This window comes from Pseudomonas protegens (assembly GCF_013407925.2).
Classification (GTDB): Bacteria; Pseudomonadota; Gammaproteobacteria; order Pseudomonadales; family Pseudomonadaceae; genus Aquipseudomonas; species Aquipseudomonas fluorescens_AP.
This window is the reverse complement of sequence record NZ_CP060201.1, coordinates 6665658-6685051: the sequence shown is the minus strand read 5'-3', so window position 1 is coordinate 6685051 and position 19394 is coordinate 6665658. Positions and strand designations below refer to the sequence as shown.

General features: G+C 65.5%; 1 protein-coding gene. It reads left to right on the top strand.

All coding sequences use genetic code 11. The annotated features are described in order from the left end of the window. The first annotated feature begins 2 nt into the window (after positions 1–2). Positions 3–19292, top strand: a complete 19290-nt coding sequence (locus tag GGI48_RS30585) for an amino acid adenylation domain-containing protein (protein ID WP_409565418.1) — start codon at positions 3–5, stop codon at positions 19290–19292. Positions 19293–19394: the final 102 nt, after the last annotated feature.

Here is a 19394-nt window from a genome sequence, read left to right as displayed (position 1 = left end):
GCGTGCTCGCCGCACTGCGCGAGCATAAGGCTGAGCTGATCGCCTTGATCAATGCCGGGCAGTACAGGGCACAGCGCGCCGGGCAGGTGGACATTCCGGCCAACCGCATCGTCGCCGGCTGCACGCGGATCACGCCGGACATGCTGACGCTGACCACACTCGACCAGGCGGCCATCGACCTTATCGTCGGGCAGATTCCCGGCGGGGCCGCCAACATCCAGGACATCTACCCGCTGGCGCCGCTGCAATCGGGGATTCTGTTCCACCACCTGTCGGCGCAGCAGGGCGATCCCTATGTGCTGCAATGCACCATCGGCATGGACAACCGCCAGTGCCTGGACGATTTCAGCCAGGCCCTGCAATGCGTGATCGACCGGCATGACAGCTTTCGGACCGCGGTCATCTGGGACGGGCTCGACGAGCCCCACCAAGTCGTGCTGCGCCAGGCCCGCTTGCAGGTTGAGGAACTCGTGCTGGACCCGGCTGAGGGTGATATCCGCCAGCAACTGGAGCAGCGTTTCGACACCCGGCACTTTCGCCTCGACATCAGCCAGGCGCCGCTGATCCGCATCGCCTATGCCCACGATCCGCAGAATGGGCGCTGGCTGGCGTTGCTGATGTTGCATCACATCATCTCCGACCATGCCGCGCTGGCCGTGGTGCAGCATGAAATCCAGCAATACCTGCTGGGTCACGCCGCGCAACTGGGCAAACCGGTGCCTTACCGCAATTACGTGGCGCAGGCGCGCCTGGGCGTGACTGAGCAACAGCACGAAGCGTTCTTTCGCGACATGCTCGGCGAGGTGGACGAGCCGACCCTGCCGTTCGGCCTGGCGGATGTGCAGGGCGATGGCAATGCCCTGGAGGAAGCCGTGTTGGCCGTCGCGCCGACGTTGGGCCAGCGCCTGCGCGCCCAGGCCCGTCAGCAGGGCGTGAGTACCGCGAGCCTGTGCCACCTGGCCTGGGCGCAAGTGCTGGCGGCCGTCACCGGCCAACAGCGCGTGGTGTTCGGCACGGTGTTCCTGGGGCGCATGGAGGCCGGCGAGGGCGCCGAGCACGCGCTGGGTATGCTCATCAATACCTTGCCGCTGCGGGTGGATATCGCTGATCACGGCGCCCAGGCGGCGCTCAAGGCCACCCATGCACGGCTGAGCGCATTGCTCGGTCATGAGCATGCACCCTTGGTGCTGGCGCAACGCTGCAGTGGCGTCGCCGCACCGCAACCCTTGTTCAGTGCCTTGCTCAACTATCGCCACAGTGCGGCGGCCCAGGCCGGCGACGAGGCCGAAAAGGCCTGGCGCGGCATCGAATTCTTCCACACCGAGGAACGCACCAACTACCCGCTGACCCTGAGCGTCGATGAGTTCAGCGACGGTTTTTCCTTCACCGTTCAGGCCTTGCCGGTGCTGGGCGCGCAACGCTTCTGCGGCTACATGCATAGCGCCCTGGAACACCTGCTTCAGGCGCTGGAGCAAAACCCGCAGGCTGCCGTCAACCAGCTGCCGGTGTTGCCGGATGCCGAGCGCCAGCAGGTGCTGGCAGGTTTCAACCAGACCCACGCCGACTACCCACGCGGGTTGACCATCCACCAGCGTATTGAACAGCAGGCAGAGCGCAGCCCCGAGGCGCTCGCGGCGGTGTACGACGGCCAGACGCTGACCTATGCCGAGCTGAATCGGCAAGCCAACCACCTGGCTTATCGTCTGATCGAACTGGGCGTGCAGCCGGATGATCGCGTGGCGATCTGTGCACGTCGCAGCCTGGAAACCCTGGTGGGCCTGGTCGCCATCCTCAAGGCCGGCGCGGCCTACGTACCCGTCGACCCGGCCCACCCACTGGACCGCATCGGCTATTTGCTCGAAGACAGCGCTCCGCTGGTGGTGCTGGTGCAACCGGGGCTGAGCGAGCGCTTGCCGGCGATGAGCGTACCGGTACTCGAACTTGACTCGCTGTTGCTGGCCGGCCCCGCGCGCGCCAACCCACAGATTGCCGGCCTGACCCCGGCACACCTGGCGTATGTGATCTACACCTCCGGGTCCACGGGTTTGCCCAAGGGCGTGATGGTTGAGCACCAGACCCTCGACAACCTGGTGAACTGGCATTGCGAAGCCTTCAGCCTCAGCGCCGGCAGCCACACCTCCAGCGTCGCCGGATTTGGTTTTGACGCGATGGCCTGGGAAGTCTGGCCGGCGCTGTGCGTGGGCGCCACCTTGCATCTGCCACCCGCGGCGCAGGGCAACGAAGACATTGATGCGCTGCTGACCTGGTGGCTGGCCCAGCCGCTGGATGTCAGTTTCCTGCCGACGCCGGTGGCTGAATACGCCTTCAGCCAGAACCTGCAACACCCGACCCTCAAGACCCTGCTGATCGGCGGCGACCGTCTGCGCCAGTTCACCCAGGCGCAGCGCTTCACCCTGGTCAACAACTACGGCCCGACCGAAGCGACGGTTGTCGCGACCTCCGGCGTGATCGAAGCCGGGCAGACCCTGCACATCGGCAAACCGGTGGCCAATGCCCAGGTGTACGTGCTCGACGCACAACTCAAACCGGTGCCGCTGGGCGTCGCCGGTGAACTCTATGTGGGCGGCGCCGGGGTGGCGCGGGGTTACCTCAACCGACCACAGATGACCGCCGAGCGTTTTATCCAGGACCCCTTTAGCAGCGACCCGCAAGCGCGCATGTACCGCACCGGCGACCTGGTGCGCTGGCTGGCTGACGGCACGCTCGATTACCTGGGGCGCAACGACGACCAGGTGAAAATCCGCGGTGTGCGCATCGAGCTGGGCGAAATCGAAACCTGCCTGGGCGGCCATCCCGCTGTGCGCGAGGCCGTGGTCATTGCCCGCGACGGACGCCTGATCGCCTACTTCACCGCGGGTGAAGCGCTGGATATCGAGCACCTGCGCCGCTACCTGCAAGCCCAATTGCCGGACGCGATGGTCCCGGCGGCCTACATGCACCTGGACAACCTGCCGCTGACGGCCAACGGCAAGCTGGACCGCAAGGCCCTGCCGGAACCGGATCAAAGCGCGCAACCGAGCCGTGACTACGTGGCCCCGGTGGGTGAGGTGGAAATCGCGCTCGCGCAGATCTGGGCCGAAGTGCTCAAGGTCGAGCGCGTGGGCCGGCATGACCATTTCTTCGAGCTGGGCGGGCATTCGCTGCTCGCGGTGGGCCTGATCAGCCGCATGCGCCAGGCGGGCTTGCAGGCCGACGTGCGCGTGCTGTTCAGCCAGCCGACCCTGGCGGCGTTGGCCGCGGCTGTGGGCCACAGCCGTGAAGTGACGGTCGAGCCCAACCGCATTCAGCCCGGGTGCACACGCATCACCCCGGACCTGCTGACACTGGTCAACCTCGACCAGGCCAGCCTGGACCGGATTGTCGACAGCGTGCCGGGCGGCGTGGCCAACGTGCAGGACATCTACCCGCTGGCGCCGCTGCAGGAAGGCATTCTGTACCATCACCTCAGCGCCGAGCGGGGGGATCCGTACCTGCTGCAGGCGCGCTTCAGCTTTGCCGACGAGCAGCGTTTGCAGGCGTTTACCCAGGCGCTGCAGCGCGTGATCGACCGACACGACATCCTGCGCACCGCGATTGTGCTCGAAGGCCTGCCGGCCCCGGTACAGGTGGTGTGGCGCAAGGCTGAGTTGGCTGTGCAACAGGTGCTGCTGGAAGAAACCGGCGGTGATGTGATGGCCCAGCTTGAGCAACGCTTTGGTGCCCGCCAACACCGTCTCGACCTGGCCCGCGCGCCGCTCATGCAACTGGTGTATGCCCAGGACCCGGCCCGGCAGCGCGTGGCGGCGATTCTGCTGTTCCACCACATCGCCCTGGACCATACCGCGCTGGAGGTGGTCAGCCAGGAAATGCAGGCCTACCTGAGCAACCCGGATGCGCAACTGCCCGAAGCGGTGCCTTATCGCAATTACGTGGCCCAGGCGCGCCTGGGTGTCAGCGAGCAGGAGCATGAGGCGTTCTTTTGCGAGTTGCTCGGGGATATCGACACCCCGACCTTGCCCTTCGGCCTGCAAGATGTGCAAGGCGATGCCCGAGATATCGAAGAAGCGCACCTGGTGGTCGATGCCCAACTCGACCGGCGCCTGCGTGGCCAGTTGCGTCAGCTTGGCGTCAGCGCCGCCAGCCTGTTTCACCTGGCCTGGGCACAGGTGCTCGCGGCCGCGACCGGCCAGCAGAACGTGGTGTTCGGCACCGTGCTGATGGGCCGCATGCTCGGCGGTGAAGGCGCCGAACGGGCTTTGGGCATGTTTATCAATACCTTGCCGCTGCGCCTTGACATCGACCAGCGCGATGCCCGTGCCGGGGTGCGCCAGGCCCATGGGCGTCTCAGCGCGTTGCTGGGGCATGAACACGCGTCGCTGGCCTTGGCGCAACGCTGCAGCCAGGTGAACGCGCCCTTGCCGTTGTTCAGCGCATTGCTGAACTACCGGCACAGCGCCGTGGCCGAGGGCTCCGAGCAAGTCCAGCAAGCCTGGCAGGGTATGGAAGGGCTCGGCGGTGAGGAACGTACCAACTACCCGCTGACCTTGAACGTGGACGAATGGGGTGACGGTTTCAGCTTGACCGTATTGACTCTGGCTCAGGTCGGCGCGCAACGGGTGTGCGGCTTTGTACATCAGGCGCTGGAGCAGTTGGTGCAGGCGCTGGAGCAGTCATCAACCACGGCGCTGCAGGCCCTGAGCATACTGCCGGCGGCCGAACGCCAACAGGTGCTGCAGACCTTCAATGCCACCACGCGGGCGTATCCTGCCGCACTGACGGTGCACGGGGTTTTCGAAGCGCTCGTGGCCGCGCAGCCTCAGGCACTGGCCGCTGTGCAGGATGGGCAACGACTGACCTATGGTGAACTGAACAGCCGCGCCAACCGCCTGGCCCACCACCTGCTGGGCCTCGGCGCAGCACCGGGTGATCGAGTGGCAATTCTGCTGGAGCGTTCCCTGGATTTGCTGGTGGCGCAGTTGGCGATCAGCAAGTGCGCGGCGGTGTATGTGCCGCTGGATGTGAATGCGCCGACGGATCGTCAAGGTTTCATGATTGAAGATAGTGGCGCGCGCTGGGTGTTGACCACGAGCGCAACCGAGGTGGCGGGCCAACGCCTTGACCTTGATGCCCTTGATCTTGGCAATCAGCCGGAACACAACCCGGCCCTGGAACAGTCATCGGAAACCGCGGCCTACATCATGTACACCTCCGGCTCCACCGGCACGCCGAAGGGCGTGCTGGTGCCGCACCGGGCGATTACGCGACTGGTGATCAACAACGGTTATGCCGAGTTCAACCAGCATGACCGCGTGGCCTTTGCCTCCAACCCGGCATTTGATGCCAGTACCCTCGACGTCTGGGCGCCGTTGCTTAACGGCGGCGCGGTAGTGGTGGTTGATCAGGACACGCTGTTGTCCCGCGAGGCCTTCGCTACCTTGCTGCAAGAGCAGTCGATCAGCGTGTTGTGGATGACCGCCGGTTTGTTCCATCAATACGCCGAAGGTTTGCTGCCGGTATTCCCGCAACTGCGTTATCTGATTGTCGGCGGCGATGTGCTGGACCCAAGCGTGATTGCGCGCGTGCTCAAGGACGGCGCACCGCAGCACTTGCTGAACGGCTATGGCCCGACCGAAGCCACCACTTTCTCGACCACCTACGAAATTCAGCGGGCGGACGAGGGCAGCATCCCTATCGGCAAGCCGGTCGGCAACAGCCGCGCCTACGTGCTCGATGCCCGTCAGCAACCGGTGCCGGTGGGTGTTGCCGGCGAGCTGTATATCGGCGGGCAGGGCGTGGCGCTGGGTTACTTGAACCGTGCCGACCTTACGGCCCAGGCCTTCCTGGTTGACCCGTTCAATGATGGCGGTTTGATGTACCGCACCGGCGATCTGGTGGCCTGGCGCGCCGATGGCACCCTGCAGTACCTGGGGCGCAACGACCAGCAGGTGAAGATCCGTGGTTTCCGTATCGAACTGGGCGAGATCGAAGCGCGCCTGAGCGAGCACCCGCAGGTCAAGGACGTGGTGGTACTGGCCCGTCAGGATGAGCCGGGGCACAAGCGTCTGGTGGCTTATTTCACCGAACGCGAAAACGTCAACATCGAAGCGCTGCGCGATCATCTGCACGACCAACTGCCGGACTACATGGTCCCGGCCGCCTACGTGCGCCTGGACAGCCTGCCGCTGACCAACAACGGCAAGGTTGACCGCAAGGCCTTGCCGGCGCCGGATCAGGATGCGCTGCTCAGTCGTGGTTACGAAGCGCCCCAGGGCGAGATCGAAACCCTGCTGGCACAGATCTGGGCCGAGGTGCTCAAGGTCGAGCAAGTGGGGCGCCACGACAACTTCTTCGAACTGGGTGGCCATTCGTTGCTGGCGGTGAGCCTGATCGAGCGCATGCGCCAGGCCAGCCTGAGCGCCGATGTGCGGGTGTTGTTCCGCCAGCCAACCCTGGCTGCCCTGGCGGCTGCGGTCGGCAGCGGACGCGAGGTGGCCGTGCCGGCCAACCTGATTACCCCCGACTGCGACCGCATCACTCCGGCACTGTTACCGCTGGCCCGACTGAGCCAGGCCGGCATCGACCGCATTGTCGCCACGGTGCCGGGTGGCGTAGCCAATGTGCAGGATATTTACCCCTTGGCGCCATTGCAGGAAGGGGTGCTTTACCACCATATCCGTACCGACGAAGGTGACCCTTACCTGCTGCAATCCAGCTACGGCTTCGACAACCTTGAGCGTTTCCAGGTGTTCGCCGATGTGCTGCAAGCGGTCATCGACCGGCATGACATCCTGCGTACCGGCCTGGTCTGGGAAGGCCTGGAAAGCCCGATGCAAGTGGTGTGGCGCAAGGCCCGGCTGGTGGTGCAGGAGGTCGTCTGCGACCCGGTGGCAGGTGACGTGCTGGCGCAACTGCGCGAGCGTTTCGACGCGCGTCACTATCGCCTCGACCTGACTCAGGCGCCCTTGATGCGTATGGTCTACGCCCAGGACCCAGCCAACCGGCGCGTCGTCGCGGTGCTGATGTTCCATCACCTGGTCATGGACCACACCGCGCTCGATACCGTGCAGCAGGAAATGCGCAAGATCCTGCTGGGCCATGGCGAGGCGCTGGGGCATGCCGTGCCTTATCGCAATTATGTGGCGCAGGCCCGGCTGGGCAGCAGCGAAGCGGAACACGAGGCGTTTTTTTGCGAGATGCTCGACGATATCGACGAGCCGACCCTGCCGTTCGGCCTGCAGGATGTGCAGGGCGAAGGTCACGATGTGGGCGAGGCCACGCACTTGCTGGACCTCGACCTCAGCCTGCGGCTGCGCGAGCAGGCGCGTCAGGCCGGGGTGAGTGCCGCCAGTGTGTTCCACCTGGCCTGGGCGCGTGTACTGGGCACCTTGTCGGGTCGTCAGAACGTGGTCTTCGGCACCGTGCTGCTGGGCCGCATGCAAGGCGGCGAGGGCGCGGACCGGGCGCTGGGGATGTTTATCAATACCTTGCCGCTGCGCGTGGATGTGGCGCAGGACAGTGTGCGGGCGGCGGTCAAATCCACCCATGTGCGGCTCACGGCATTGCTCGGGCATGAACACGCTTCACTGGCCCTGGCCCAGCGTTGCAGCGGGGTCGCGGCGACCACGCCGTTGTTCAGTGCCTTGCTCAACTACCGGCACAGTGCCGGGGTCGAAGACGCGGTGGAGATGGACCAGGCGTGGCACGGCATGTACCTGCTGCACGCTGAAGAACGCACCAACTACCCCATCACCCTGAGCGTCGATGACCTGGGCGAGCAGTTCAACCTCAGCGCGCTGGTGGTTTCGCCGATCGAGGCGCGGCGCATCTGTGACTACCTGCTGACCGCGGTCACGCACCTGGTGCAGGCGCTGGAGCAGACGCCGCAGCTGCCGTTGGAGCAGGTCAGGGTGTTGCCGCTGGACGAAACACGGCAAGTGCTGGAGGCGTTCAACGCCACGGCGCGTGCCTATCCCAACGGGCAGACCGTGCACGACCTGTTCCAGCAGCAGGCAGCGGCAACGCCGCAAGCGGTGGCGGCGGTGCAGGGCACTGCCGCACTGAGCTACGCGCAACTGAACGCGCGGGCCAACAAACTGGCCCACCACTTGCTGAGCCTCGGCGCAGCGCCGGGTGAGCGGGTGGCAATTCTGCTGGAACGTTCCCTGGATTTGCTGGTGGCACAGTTGGCGATCAGCAAGTGCGCGGCGGTGTATGTGCCGCTGGACGTGAATGCCCCGACGGATCGGCAAGCCTTCATGATTGAGGACAGCGGCGCGCGCTGGGTGTTGACCACCAGTGCGACCGAAGTCACTGGCCAACGCCTTGACCTGGATACCCTTGATCTTGGCAATCAGCCGGAACACAACCCGACCCTGGAACAGTCGTCGGAAACTGCGGCCTACATCATGTACACCTCCGGCTCCACCGGCACGCCGAAGGGCGTGCTGGTGCCGCACCGGGCGATCACGCGGCTGGTGATCAACAACGGTTATGCCGAGTTCAATCCGCAGGACCGCGTGGCCTTTGCTTCCAACCCGGCGTTCGACGCCAGCACGCTGGACGTGTGGGCACCGTTGCTCAACGGTGGCGCAGTGGTGGTGGTTGATCAGCACACGCTGTTGTCCCGTGAGGCTTTCGCTGCCTTGCTGCAAGAGCAGTCGATCAGCGTGTTGTGGATGACCGCCGGGCTGTTCCATCAGTACGCCGAAGGTTTGTTGCCGGTATTCCCGCAACTGCGCTACCTGATTGTCGGCGGTGATGTGCTGGACCCAAGCGTGATCGCGCGCGTACTCAAGGACGGCGCACCGCAGCACCTGTTGAACGGTTACGGCCCCACCGAAGCCACCACGTTCTCGACCACCTATGAAATTCGGCGTGCGGACGAGGGCAGCATCCCGATTGGCAAGCCGGTCGGCAACAGCCGCGCTTATGTACTTGATGCTCGTCAGCAACCGGTGCCGGTGGGAGTCGCGGGCGAGTTGTACATCGGCGGGCAGGGCGTGGCGCTGGGTTACTTGAACCGTGCCGACCTTACGGCCCACGCTTTCCTGGTTGACCCGTTCAACGAAGGCGGCCTGATGTACCGCACCGGCGACCTGGTGGCCTGGCGTGCCGACGGCACCCTGCAGTACCTGGGGCGTAACGACCAGCAGGTGAAGATCCGCGGATTCCGTATCGAACTGGGCGAGATCGAAGCGCGCCTGGGCGAGCACCCGCAGGTCAAGGACGTGGTGGTGTTGGCCCGTCAGGATGAACCGGGGAACAAGCGTCTGGTGGCTTATTTCACTGAACGCAGCCAAGTCGAAATCGAAGTGCTGCGCGACTATCTGCATGATCAGTTGCCGGACTACATGGTCCCGGCCGCCTACGTGCGCCTGGACAGCCTGCCGCTGACCAACAACGGCAAGGTTGACCGCAAAGCCTTGCCAGCGCCGGATCAGGACGCGCTGCTCAGCCGTGGCTACGAAGCGCCGCAAGGCGAGATCGAAACCCTGTTGGCGCAGATCTGGGCCGAGGTGCTCAAGGTCGAGCAAGTAGGGCGCCACGACAATTTCTTCGAACTGGGTGGCCACTCGTTGCTGGCGGTAGGCCTGATCGAGCGCATGCGCCAGGCCAACCTGAGCGCCGATGTACGGGTGTTGTTCAGCCAGCCGACCCTTGCCGCTTTGGCGGCGGCAGTCGATAACGGACGCATGACCGCGGCCCCGGCCAATCGCATCAGCCTGGGCTGTGAGCACATTACCCCTGACCTGCTGCCCTTGGCCGACCTGGACCAGGTTGGCATTGATCGGGTGGTCGCCGGTGTTCCGGGCGGGGTGGCCAACGTGCAGGATATCTACGCGCTGGCACCGTTGCAGGAAGGCCTGTTGTATCACCACGTCACCGCCAGCCACGGCGATCCGTATCAGCAGCACGCACTGTTTGCATTTGACAGCCGCGAGCGTCTGGATGGGTTTGCCCAAGCCCTGCAGGCGGTGATTGCCCGTCACGATATCCTGCGCACCGCGCTGGTCTGGGACGGTCTGGAAACGCCGGTGCAGGTGGTCTGGCGCGAGGCGCCGCTGGGGCTCACGTCATTGCGTGTGGATGAAGACGGCGACGTGGCTGCGCAAGTGCGTGAACAACTCGACCCGAGCCGTTTCCCGCTGGACCTGCGCCGCGCGCCGATGATGCACCTTGGGGTCGCCCATGACCCCCGCCAGCAGCGCTGGATCGGCATGCTGGTCTTCCATCACCTGGTCAATGACGCCGCTTCACTGGGTGTGCTGACGGCCGAAATCGAAGCGCACATGCTCGACCGGCAGCACCGGTTGCCCGCCAGCGTGCCGTATCGCAACTACGTGGCGCAAACCCGCCAGGGCAAGGACCGTGCCGCCCATGAAGCGTTTTTTAGCGACATGCTCGGCGACTTTGACCAGCCGACCCTGGCGTTCGGCTTGCTCGAAACCATGGACGCCGCCAACAGCGAGCAAGTGCTCGGCAGCGTGCCGGCAGCACTGGGGATGCGTATCCGGGCCCAGGCGCGTTTGGCCGGGGTGAGTGCGGCAAGCCTGTATCACCTGGCCTGGGCACAAATACTGGGCGCCGTGTCGGGCCAGGATGACGTGGTGTTCGGCACCGTGCTGCTGGGCCGTCTGCAAGCCGGTGAGGGCGCCGACCGGGCCTTGGGCATGTTTATCAACACCTTGCCGTTACGCGTGAAAATGGCCGGCCTGCAGGTCAAGGCTGCACTCAAGCAGACCCACGCCGGGTTGTCGGCATTGCTGGCCCATGAGCACGCGCCGTTAAGCCTGGCACAACGCTGCAGCGCGGTGGCCGCGCCAACGCCGCTGTTCAACAGCCTGCTCAATTACCGGCATGTCACGGCTGGTGGTGAACACAGCCAACAGGCCTGGGAAGGTATCGTCGGGCTGGAAAGCGACAGCATCGTCAGCTACCCGCTGGTGCTGGAAGTCGATGACCTGGGCAGCGAGTTCCGCCTGACCGCGCGCGCACCGCGTGCCATCGGTGCGCAGCGCCTGCTGGACTATCTGCTGATCAGCCTGGACAACCTGGCCAATGCACTGGAAATGGCGCCTCGCGCGGCCTTGGCGCAACTGTCGGTGTTGCCCGTTGCCGAGCGCGAGACCCTGCTCGGGTTCAACGCCACCGACGCCGATTACCCACGCGATACCACCGTGGTGCAGATGATCGAGGCCCAGGCCGCTCGGGCCCCGGGGTCAATTGCGCTGGTGCTGGGCGACCGGCAGTTGAGCTACCGCGACCTGAACGAGCAGGCCAACCGCGTCGCCCATTATTTGCGCAGCCTTGGCGCAGGCGCCGATCGCTGCGTGGCGATCTGCATGCCACGCAGCCTGGAGTTGATTGTCGGCTTGCTGGGCATCCTCAAGTCCGGCGCCGCCTATGTGCCGCTGGACCCCGAATACCCGGCGCAACGCCTGGCATTCGCGCTGCAGGACAGCCAACCGCTGGCGGTGCTGGTGCAGGACGCCAGCCGTGGCGTGCTGGGCGACACGGCGATGCCGCTGGTTGACCTGGCGGACGCCGCTTTGGCCGAGCAGCCGCTGGACAATCCGCCCGCCCTGGCCACGGCCAATGACCTGGCCTATGTGATCTTCACTTCAGGCTCCACCGGCCGGCCCAAAGGGGTGATGGTGGAGCACGGCTCGCTGGTCAACCACATCGGTTGGCAAACCCGCGCCTTTGGCTTCGACGCCACAGACCGGATCCTGCAGCGGACCTCGGTGGCGTTCGACGCTTCGGTCTGGGAGATCTGGACGCCGTTGGCCATCGGTGCGCGCCTGGTCTTGCTGCCGGCCGAGGCTTCGCGGGATGTCGAACACATGGTGCGTACCCTGGTGGAGCAGGGCGTGACCATTGCCCAGTTCGTACCGAGCCTGTTGCGCCTGCTGGTGCAATTGCCCGAGACGGGCGTGCGCTGCCGCTACCTGTTCAGCGGTGGTGAAGCCCTGGACCCGCAACTGGCCATGCAGGCCCGTGCGTTGACCAGCCACGGGATCGTCAACCTGTACGGGCCGACGGAAGCGACCATCGACAGCACCTCCTGGACCTTCAATGACGCCGGCCCACTCGATGTTGTGCCGATTGGCAAACCCATCGCCAACGCCCGCGCTTATGTCCTCGACGCGCACCTGCAACTGCTGCCGCTGGGTGTCGCCGGTGAGCTGTACATCGGTGGCGCCGGGGTGGCTCGCGGTTACCTGGGGCGTGATGACCTCACCGCCGAACGCTTCCTGGCCGACCCGTTCAACCCGGGCGGGCGCTTGTACAGAACCGGCGACCTGGTGCGTTACCTGGCGGACGGCAACATCGAATACCTGGGCCGTAACGACGACCAGATCAAGCTGCGCGGCTTGCGCATCGAGTTGGGTGAAATCGAGTCCTGCCTGGCGGCCCACGCCCAGGTGGAAGAAGCGGTGGTGCTGGTGCGCAACGAGCGCCTGATTGCCTATTGCCGTGCGCCGGCGAGCCTGGACCTGCAGGCCTTGCGTGCGCAGGTTCAAGCGCAATTGCCGAGTTACATGGTGCCCCAGGCGTATGTGCTGCTGGATGCGCTGCCCTTGAGCCCCAACGGCAAGGTCGATCGCCAGGCGCTGCCGGACCCGGACGGGGCGTCGGTGCTGGTGCGCGAATACGAGGCACCGCTGGGCGAGACAGAAATCACCCTGGCGCGGCTCTGGTGCGAACTGCTCGAAGTGGAGCAAGTCGGGCGTCACGACAACTTCTTTGAACTGGGCGGCCATTCGCTGTTGATGGTCAACCTGATGGGACGCCTGCGTGCAGCCGGCTTGCAGGCGGACGTGCGCACCTTGTTCGATCAGCCGACCCTGGCGGCGCTGGCCGCGTCGGTGGGGGCGGGTGAAGAGCAGGCGGTACCGGCCAATCTGATTCCGGCCGACTGCACCCGCATCACGCCGTCGATGTTGCCGCTGGCCACCCTTGACCAGGCGAGCATCGAGCGCATCGTCGCGACGGTCAGTGGTGGCGCGGCCAACGTGCAGGACATCTACCCGTTGGCACCCTTGCAGGAAGGCATCCTCTATCACCACCTCAGCGCGGTGCACGGCGACCCTTACGTCATGCAATTGCGCTACGCCTTCGAGCACATCGAGCGCTTGCATGCGTTCAGCGCAGCGCTGCAACAGGTGATCGAACGCCATGACATCCTGCGCACCGGCGTGGTCTGGGAAGGCCTGCAACAACCGATGCAGGTGGTGTGGCGCACTGCGCGGCTGTCGGTACAGCGTGGATCGCCGGAGATCTTGCAGCCACGGCTGGACCTGACCCAGGCGCCGATGATGCAACTGCTGTACGCCGAAGAGGCCAGCGATGGCCGCGTGGTCGCCACGCTGTTGTTCCATCACATGATCCTCGATCACGTGGCCATGGAGGTGGTGCAGCAGGAAATGCAAGCCTTCCTCATGGGCGAAACGGCACAGCTGCAGGCCCCGGTGCCGTACCGCAACTATGTGGCGCAAACCCGCCTGGGGCAGAGCGAGCAGGCGCACGAACGGTTCTTCCGCGAACAGCTGGCGGACATCGAGGAGCCCACCCTGGCCTTTGGTCTGCAAGGAATTGCCGATGACGAGCCGGTGGAGGAAGCCTATGTGCCGCTGGACGCCGGGCTGAGTCGGCGCCTGCGCGTGCAGACGCGGCAACTGGGCGTCAGCGCCGCCAGCCTGTTTCACCTGGCGTGGGCTCAGGTGCTGGGCGTGGTGTCGAGTACCGAGCACGTGGTGTTCGGCACGGTGTTGATGGGCCGTATGCAAGGCGGCGAGGGGGCGGAGCGGGCGCTGGGGATGTTTATCAACACCCTGCCGTTGCGTGTCGACCTGGGAGGTGTCGGCGTGCAGGCTGCGCTCAAGGCCACCCATGCACGGCTCAACGGCCTGCTGGCTCACGAACATGCCTCGCTGGCCCTGGCGCAACGTTGCAGCAGCGTCGCGCAATCCACGGCGCTGTTCAGTGCCTTGCTCAACTATCGGCACAGCCATGGCGCGCCGGTATCCGCTGCCCAAGCCGAGGCCTGGCAAGGCATGCAACTGTTGCAGGCGCAGGAACACAGCAACTACCCGCTGACCTTGAGCGTCAACGATCAGGGCCAGACGTTCAGCCTCAGCGCGCTGGTGGTGGCCTCGGTGGGCGCGCAGCGCATCTGCGACTATGTCGTGGCTGTGGTCGAGCGCCTGGTCCAGGCGCTTGAGCACGCGGCGGACACGCCGATGCATCAGTTGTCGATCCTGCCGGCGCATGAACGCCAGCAATTGTTGAGCGGTTTCAACGCTACGCGGATCGACTTCCCCGTCGGGCACACCCTTCACCGGCGTTTTGAAACCCAGGTCGAGCTGTACCCCCACGCGCTGGCCGTGGTGTACCAGGGCCAAAGCCTGACGTACAGCGAGTTGAACCGGCAGGCCAATCAGCTGGCGCATCAGTTGCTCGATCTGGGCGTGCAGCCCGACGACCGCGTGGCCATCTGCACGCGGCGCAGCCTGGAAATGCTGGTCGGGCTGGTGGCGATTCTCAAGGCCGGCGCGTGCTATGTGCCGATCGACCCGGCGCACCCGGCCGACCGCTTGAGTTACCTGCTGGAAGACAGCGCACCCGTGGCCGTGCTGATCCAGCCCGCCCTGGCGCAACGCCTGCCAACCGTGACCGCGCCAGTGCTGGAGCTGGACAGTCGCCTGTGGCAAGGGCCGTCGAAGGGTAACCCGCAGATCAAAGGGCTCACCCCGGCGCACCTGGCGTATGTGATCTACACCTCCGGCTCGACCGGCTTGCCCAAAGGCGTGATGGTCGAGCACCAGACCCTGGAAAACCTGGTGAACTGGCACTGCGACGCGTTTGAGCTGCGGCACGGGAGTCACACCTCCAGCGTTGCCGGGTTCGGCTTTGACGCCATGGCCTGGGAGGTCTGGCCAGCCCTGTGCGTGGGCGCCACCCTGCACCTGCCACCGGCCCGGGAGGGCGGCGAAGACATTGATGCGCTGCTCAAGTGGTGGCTGGCGCAACCGCTGGACGTCAGCTTCCTGCCCACGCCGGTGGCGGAGTACGCCTTCAGCCAGGCATTGCAACATCCGACCCTCAAGACCCTGTTGGTCGGCGGCGACCGCCTGCGTCAGTTCCACACGCCACAGCGCTGCAAACTGGTCAACAACTATGGCCCGACCGAAGCCACGGTGGTTGCCACCTCCGGTGTGGTCGAGGCCGGGCAGGCGCTGCATATCGGCAGGCCGGTGGCCAACACCCAGGTCTACCTGCTGGACGCGCAGCAACAGCCGGTGCCCGTCGGTGTCGCCGGCGAGCTGTACGTGGCCGGGGCCGGGGTGGCGCGCGGTTACCTGAACCGTGCGCAAATGACCGCCGAGCGTTTCCTCAAGGATCCGTTCAGCCACGACCCGCAGGCGCGCATGTACCGCACCGGCGACCTGGCGCGCTGGTTGCCGGACGGCACACTGGATTACCTGGGGCGTAACGATGACCAGGTGAAGATCCGCGGTGTGCGCATCGAACTGGGGGAAATCGAAACCCGCCTGGGCGAGCATGCCCAGGTTCGCGAAGCCGTGGTGCTGGCGCGGGAGGCGCGCCTGGTGGCTTACTTCACCGAGACCCAAGCCGTGTCGATCGAGGACTTGCGTCGCTGGTTGCAGGCGCAGTTGCCCGAATACATGGTGCCGAGCGCCTATGTGCGGCTCGACCATATGCCGCTCACCGCCAACGGCAAGCTCGACCGCCGGGCACTGCCGGAACCGGGGCTGGATGCGCTGATCAGCCGTGGCTATGAAGCACCTGAAGGGGACGTGGAAACCACCCTGGCGCAGATCTGGGCCGAAGTGCTCAAGCTTGAGCAGGTGGGGCGTCACGACAACTTCTTTGAACTGGGCGGGCATTCATTGCTGGCGGTGGGCCTGGTGGAACGGATGCGCCAGGCCGGGTTGCAGGCCGATGTCCGTGTACTGTTCAGCCAGCCAACCCTGGCGGCGCTCGCCGCGTCCGTGGGCGCCGGTCACGAAGTGGCGGTGCCGCGCAATCGCATCGAGCCGGGTTGCACGCACATCACCCCGGACCTGCTGCCCCTGGCCACACTGGATCAGGCGAGTATCGAGCGGATTGTCGCCAGTGTTCCGGGCGGCGTGGCCAACGTGCAGGACATCTATGCCCTGGCACCGCTGCAGGAGGGCTTGTTGTACCACCATATCAGCGCCGAACAGGGCGACCCGTACCAGCAACATGCGCTGTTCGCGTTCGACAGCCGCCAGCGCCTGGAAGGGTTTGCCCAGGCCCTGCAACGGGTGATCGCGCGCCATGACATCCTGCGTACCGGCATGTTCTGGGCGCAACTGGAAGCACCGGTGCAAGTGGTCTGGCGCGAGGCGCCGCTGACGGTCGAGGAGTTCGTCCCGCAAGCGGGCGAGGTGCTGGCGCAACTGCGCGAACACTTCAGCCTGGGACGTCACCGCATGGACATCCGCCAGGCACCGATGATGCATCTGGGCTTCGCCCATGATCCGCAGCATCAGCGCTGGATCGGCATGCTCAGCTTCCACCACCTGGTCAATGACGCCACGTCCATGGGCGTGCTGGTGGCGGAAATCGAAGCGCACATGAGTGGTCGCGAGGCGCAACTGGGGGCGTCGGTGCCGTACCGCAACTATGTCGCCCAGGCCATGCAGGGCAAGGACCGCGCGGCCCACGAGGCGTTCTTTGCCGAGATGCTCGGCGATGTCGACGAGCCGACGCTGCCGTTTGGCGTGCAACGCATCGACAGCGAGCGCGACCCCAGCGAAGAGGCCGAACACTGGCTGGGCGCGGCGTTCAGCCAGCGTCTGCGTCAGCAGGCACGGCAACTGGGCGTCAGTGCGGCCAGCCTGTATCACAGGGCATGGGCGCAGGTGGTCGGCGCGCTGTCGGCGCGCGACGACGTGGTGTTCGGCACGGTGTTGCTCGGCCGCTTGCAGGCCGGCGAAGGCGCCGACCGCTCCCTGGGCATGTTCATCAATACCTTGCCGCTGCGTGTGCGCCTGAGCGATGACAGTGTGTCGCTGGCCGTCAAGCGTACCCATGCCGCCTTGAGCCAGTTGCTCGCCCATGAGCATGCGTCATTGACCCTGGCTCAACGCTGCAGTGGGGTTGCCGCGCCGGCGCCGCTGTTCAGTGCCTTGCTCAATTACCGTCACGGTTCGGCCAGCGTCAGCGACGCCAGCCGGGCGGCATGGGAAGGGATCGAAATGATCGGCGGTGAAGGGGTCGACAGCTATCCGTTGATTCTTTCGGTGGACGATGTGGGCGAGGACTTCCGGGTCAATGCCCTGGCGCCGCGGTCGGTCGGTGCACAGCGCGTGCTGGGGTACATGACCACGGTGCTGGGCGATCTGCTCGATGCCCTGGAGCAGGCACCCCATGCTGCTTTCCAGCACTCGTCGATCCTGCCCGCAGAAGAGCGCCGGCATGTGCTGCACGGGTTCAATGCCACCGCACGTGACTATCCGGCGAGCACGCCGGTGCACCAGGTGTTCGAGTCGTGGGCACAGGCGCAGCCGCAGGCCGTGGCGGCGGTGCATGGCGAGCAACAGCTGAGCTATGCCCAATTGAACGCCCGTGCCAACCGTCTGGCCCATCACCTGGCCAGCCTGGGGATGGCGGCGGGGTCAAGCGTGGCCGTGCTGCTGGAACGTTCGATCGACCTGCTCGTGAGCCAACTGGCCCTCAGCAAATGCGCGCTGGTGTATGTGCCGCTGGACGTCAATGCGCCGGTCGAACGCCAGGCCTTCATGCTCAGCGACAGCCAGGCGACGCTGCTGTTGAGCCACGCCGGGCTGGGCAAGGCGTTGCAGGTGCAGCGGCTCGATCTGGATCAGACGCACTTGCGCCACTTGTCTGATGACAACCCGGCGCTCGTGGTCAGCAGCGAGGCGGCGGCGTACATCATGTACACCTCCGGCTCCACCGGTACGCCCAAGGGGGTGCGGGTGCCGCATCGAGCCATCACACGACTGGTGATCAACAACGGCTATGCCGAGTTCAATCAGCACGACCGCGTGGCGTTCGCGTCCAACCCGGCATTTGACGCCAGCACTCTGGAAGTCTGGGCGCCGTTGCTCAATGGCGGCGCGGTGGTGGTGATCGACCAGGACAAGCTCTTGGCGCAACAGCAGTTTGCCGCTCTGTTGCAGCAGCAGGCCGTCAGTGTGCTGTGGATGACCGCCGGGTTGTTCCATCAGTACGCCGAGGGTTTGCTGGAAGCCTTTGCACGCCTGCGGTACCTGATCGTCGGCGGCGATGTGCTGGACCCGAGCGTGATTGCCCGTGTACTCAAAGGCGGTGCCCCACAGCATCTGCTGAACGGCTATGGCCCGACAGAGGCCACCACGTTCTCGACCACCCATGAGATCACCCGGGCGGATGAGGGCAGCATTCCGATTGGCAAACCGGTCGGCAACAGCCGCGCTTATGTGCTTGATGCGCATCAGCAACCGGTGCCGGTCGGGGTGACCGGTGAGCTGTATGTCGGCGGCCAGGGTGTGGCGCTGGGGTACCTCAACCGGGCTGAGTTGGCGGCGGAGAAATTCCTCGCCGACCCGTTCAGCGACGGTGGCCTGATGTACCGCACCGGCGACCTGGTGGCCTGGCGCGCCGACGGTACGTTGCAGTATCAGGGGCGCAACGACCAGCAGGTGAAGATCCGTGGCTTCCGTATCGAGCTGGGCGAGATCGAAACCCGTTTGGCCGGCTGCCCCGGGGTCAAGGATGCCGTGGTGCTGGCCCGTCAGGACGAGCCGGGGCACAAGCGTCTGGTGGCGTATTTTACCGAACGCGAAAGCCTGGATATCGAGGCGCTGCGCGCCCGTCTGCAGGGGCAGTTGCCGGAGTACATGGTGCCGGCGGCCTATGTACGCCTGGACAGCCTGCCGCTGACCGGCAACGGCAAAGTCGACCGCAAGGCCTTGCCCGCACCGGACCAGGACGCGCTGCTCAGCCGTGCCTACGAGGCGCCCCAGGGGCCGGTGGAAGTGGCATTGGCGCAGCTGTGGCAAACGCTGCTCAAGGTTGAACAGGTGGGGCGTCATGACCACTTCTTCGAGCTGGGTGGGCATTCGTTGCTGGCGGTCAGCCTGGTTGAGCAGATGCGCAAGCAAGGGCTGGACGCTGACTTGCGCGTGCTGCTCGCCCAACCGACGCTGGCCGCCATGGCAGCAGCGGTGGGGCAGGTGGAGCACGTGGTGGTGCCGCAATCCAGTGTGCCGACGCTTGAACGCAAGCGGCGCATTTGACGCGAGGCCCAACAGCTCCCCTGTGGGAGCTGTTGGGCTTTGGCCGGAAGGCTCGCGCATGGGCGCGTCGATGTGGCCAATCTGGCTGGCATAACCCTCAAC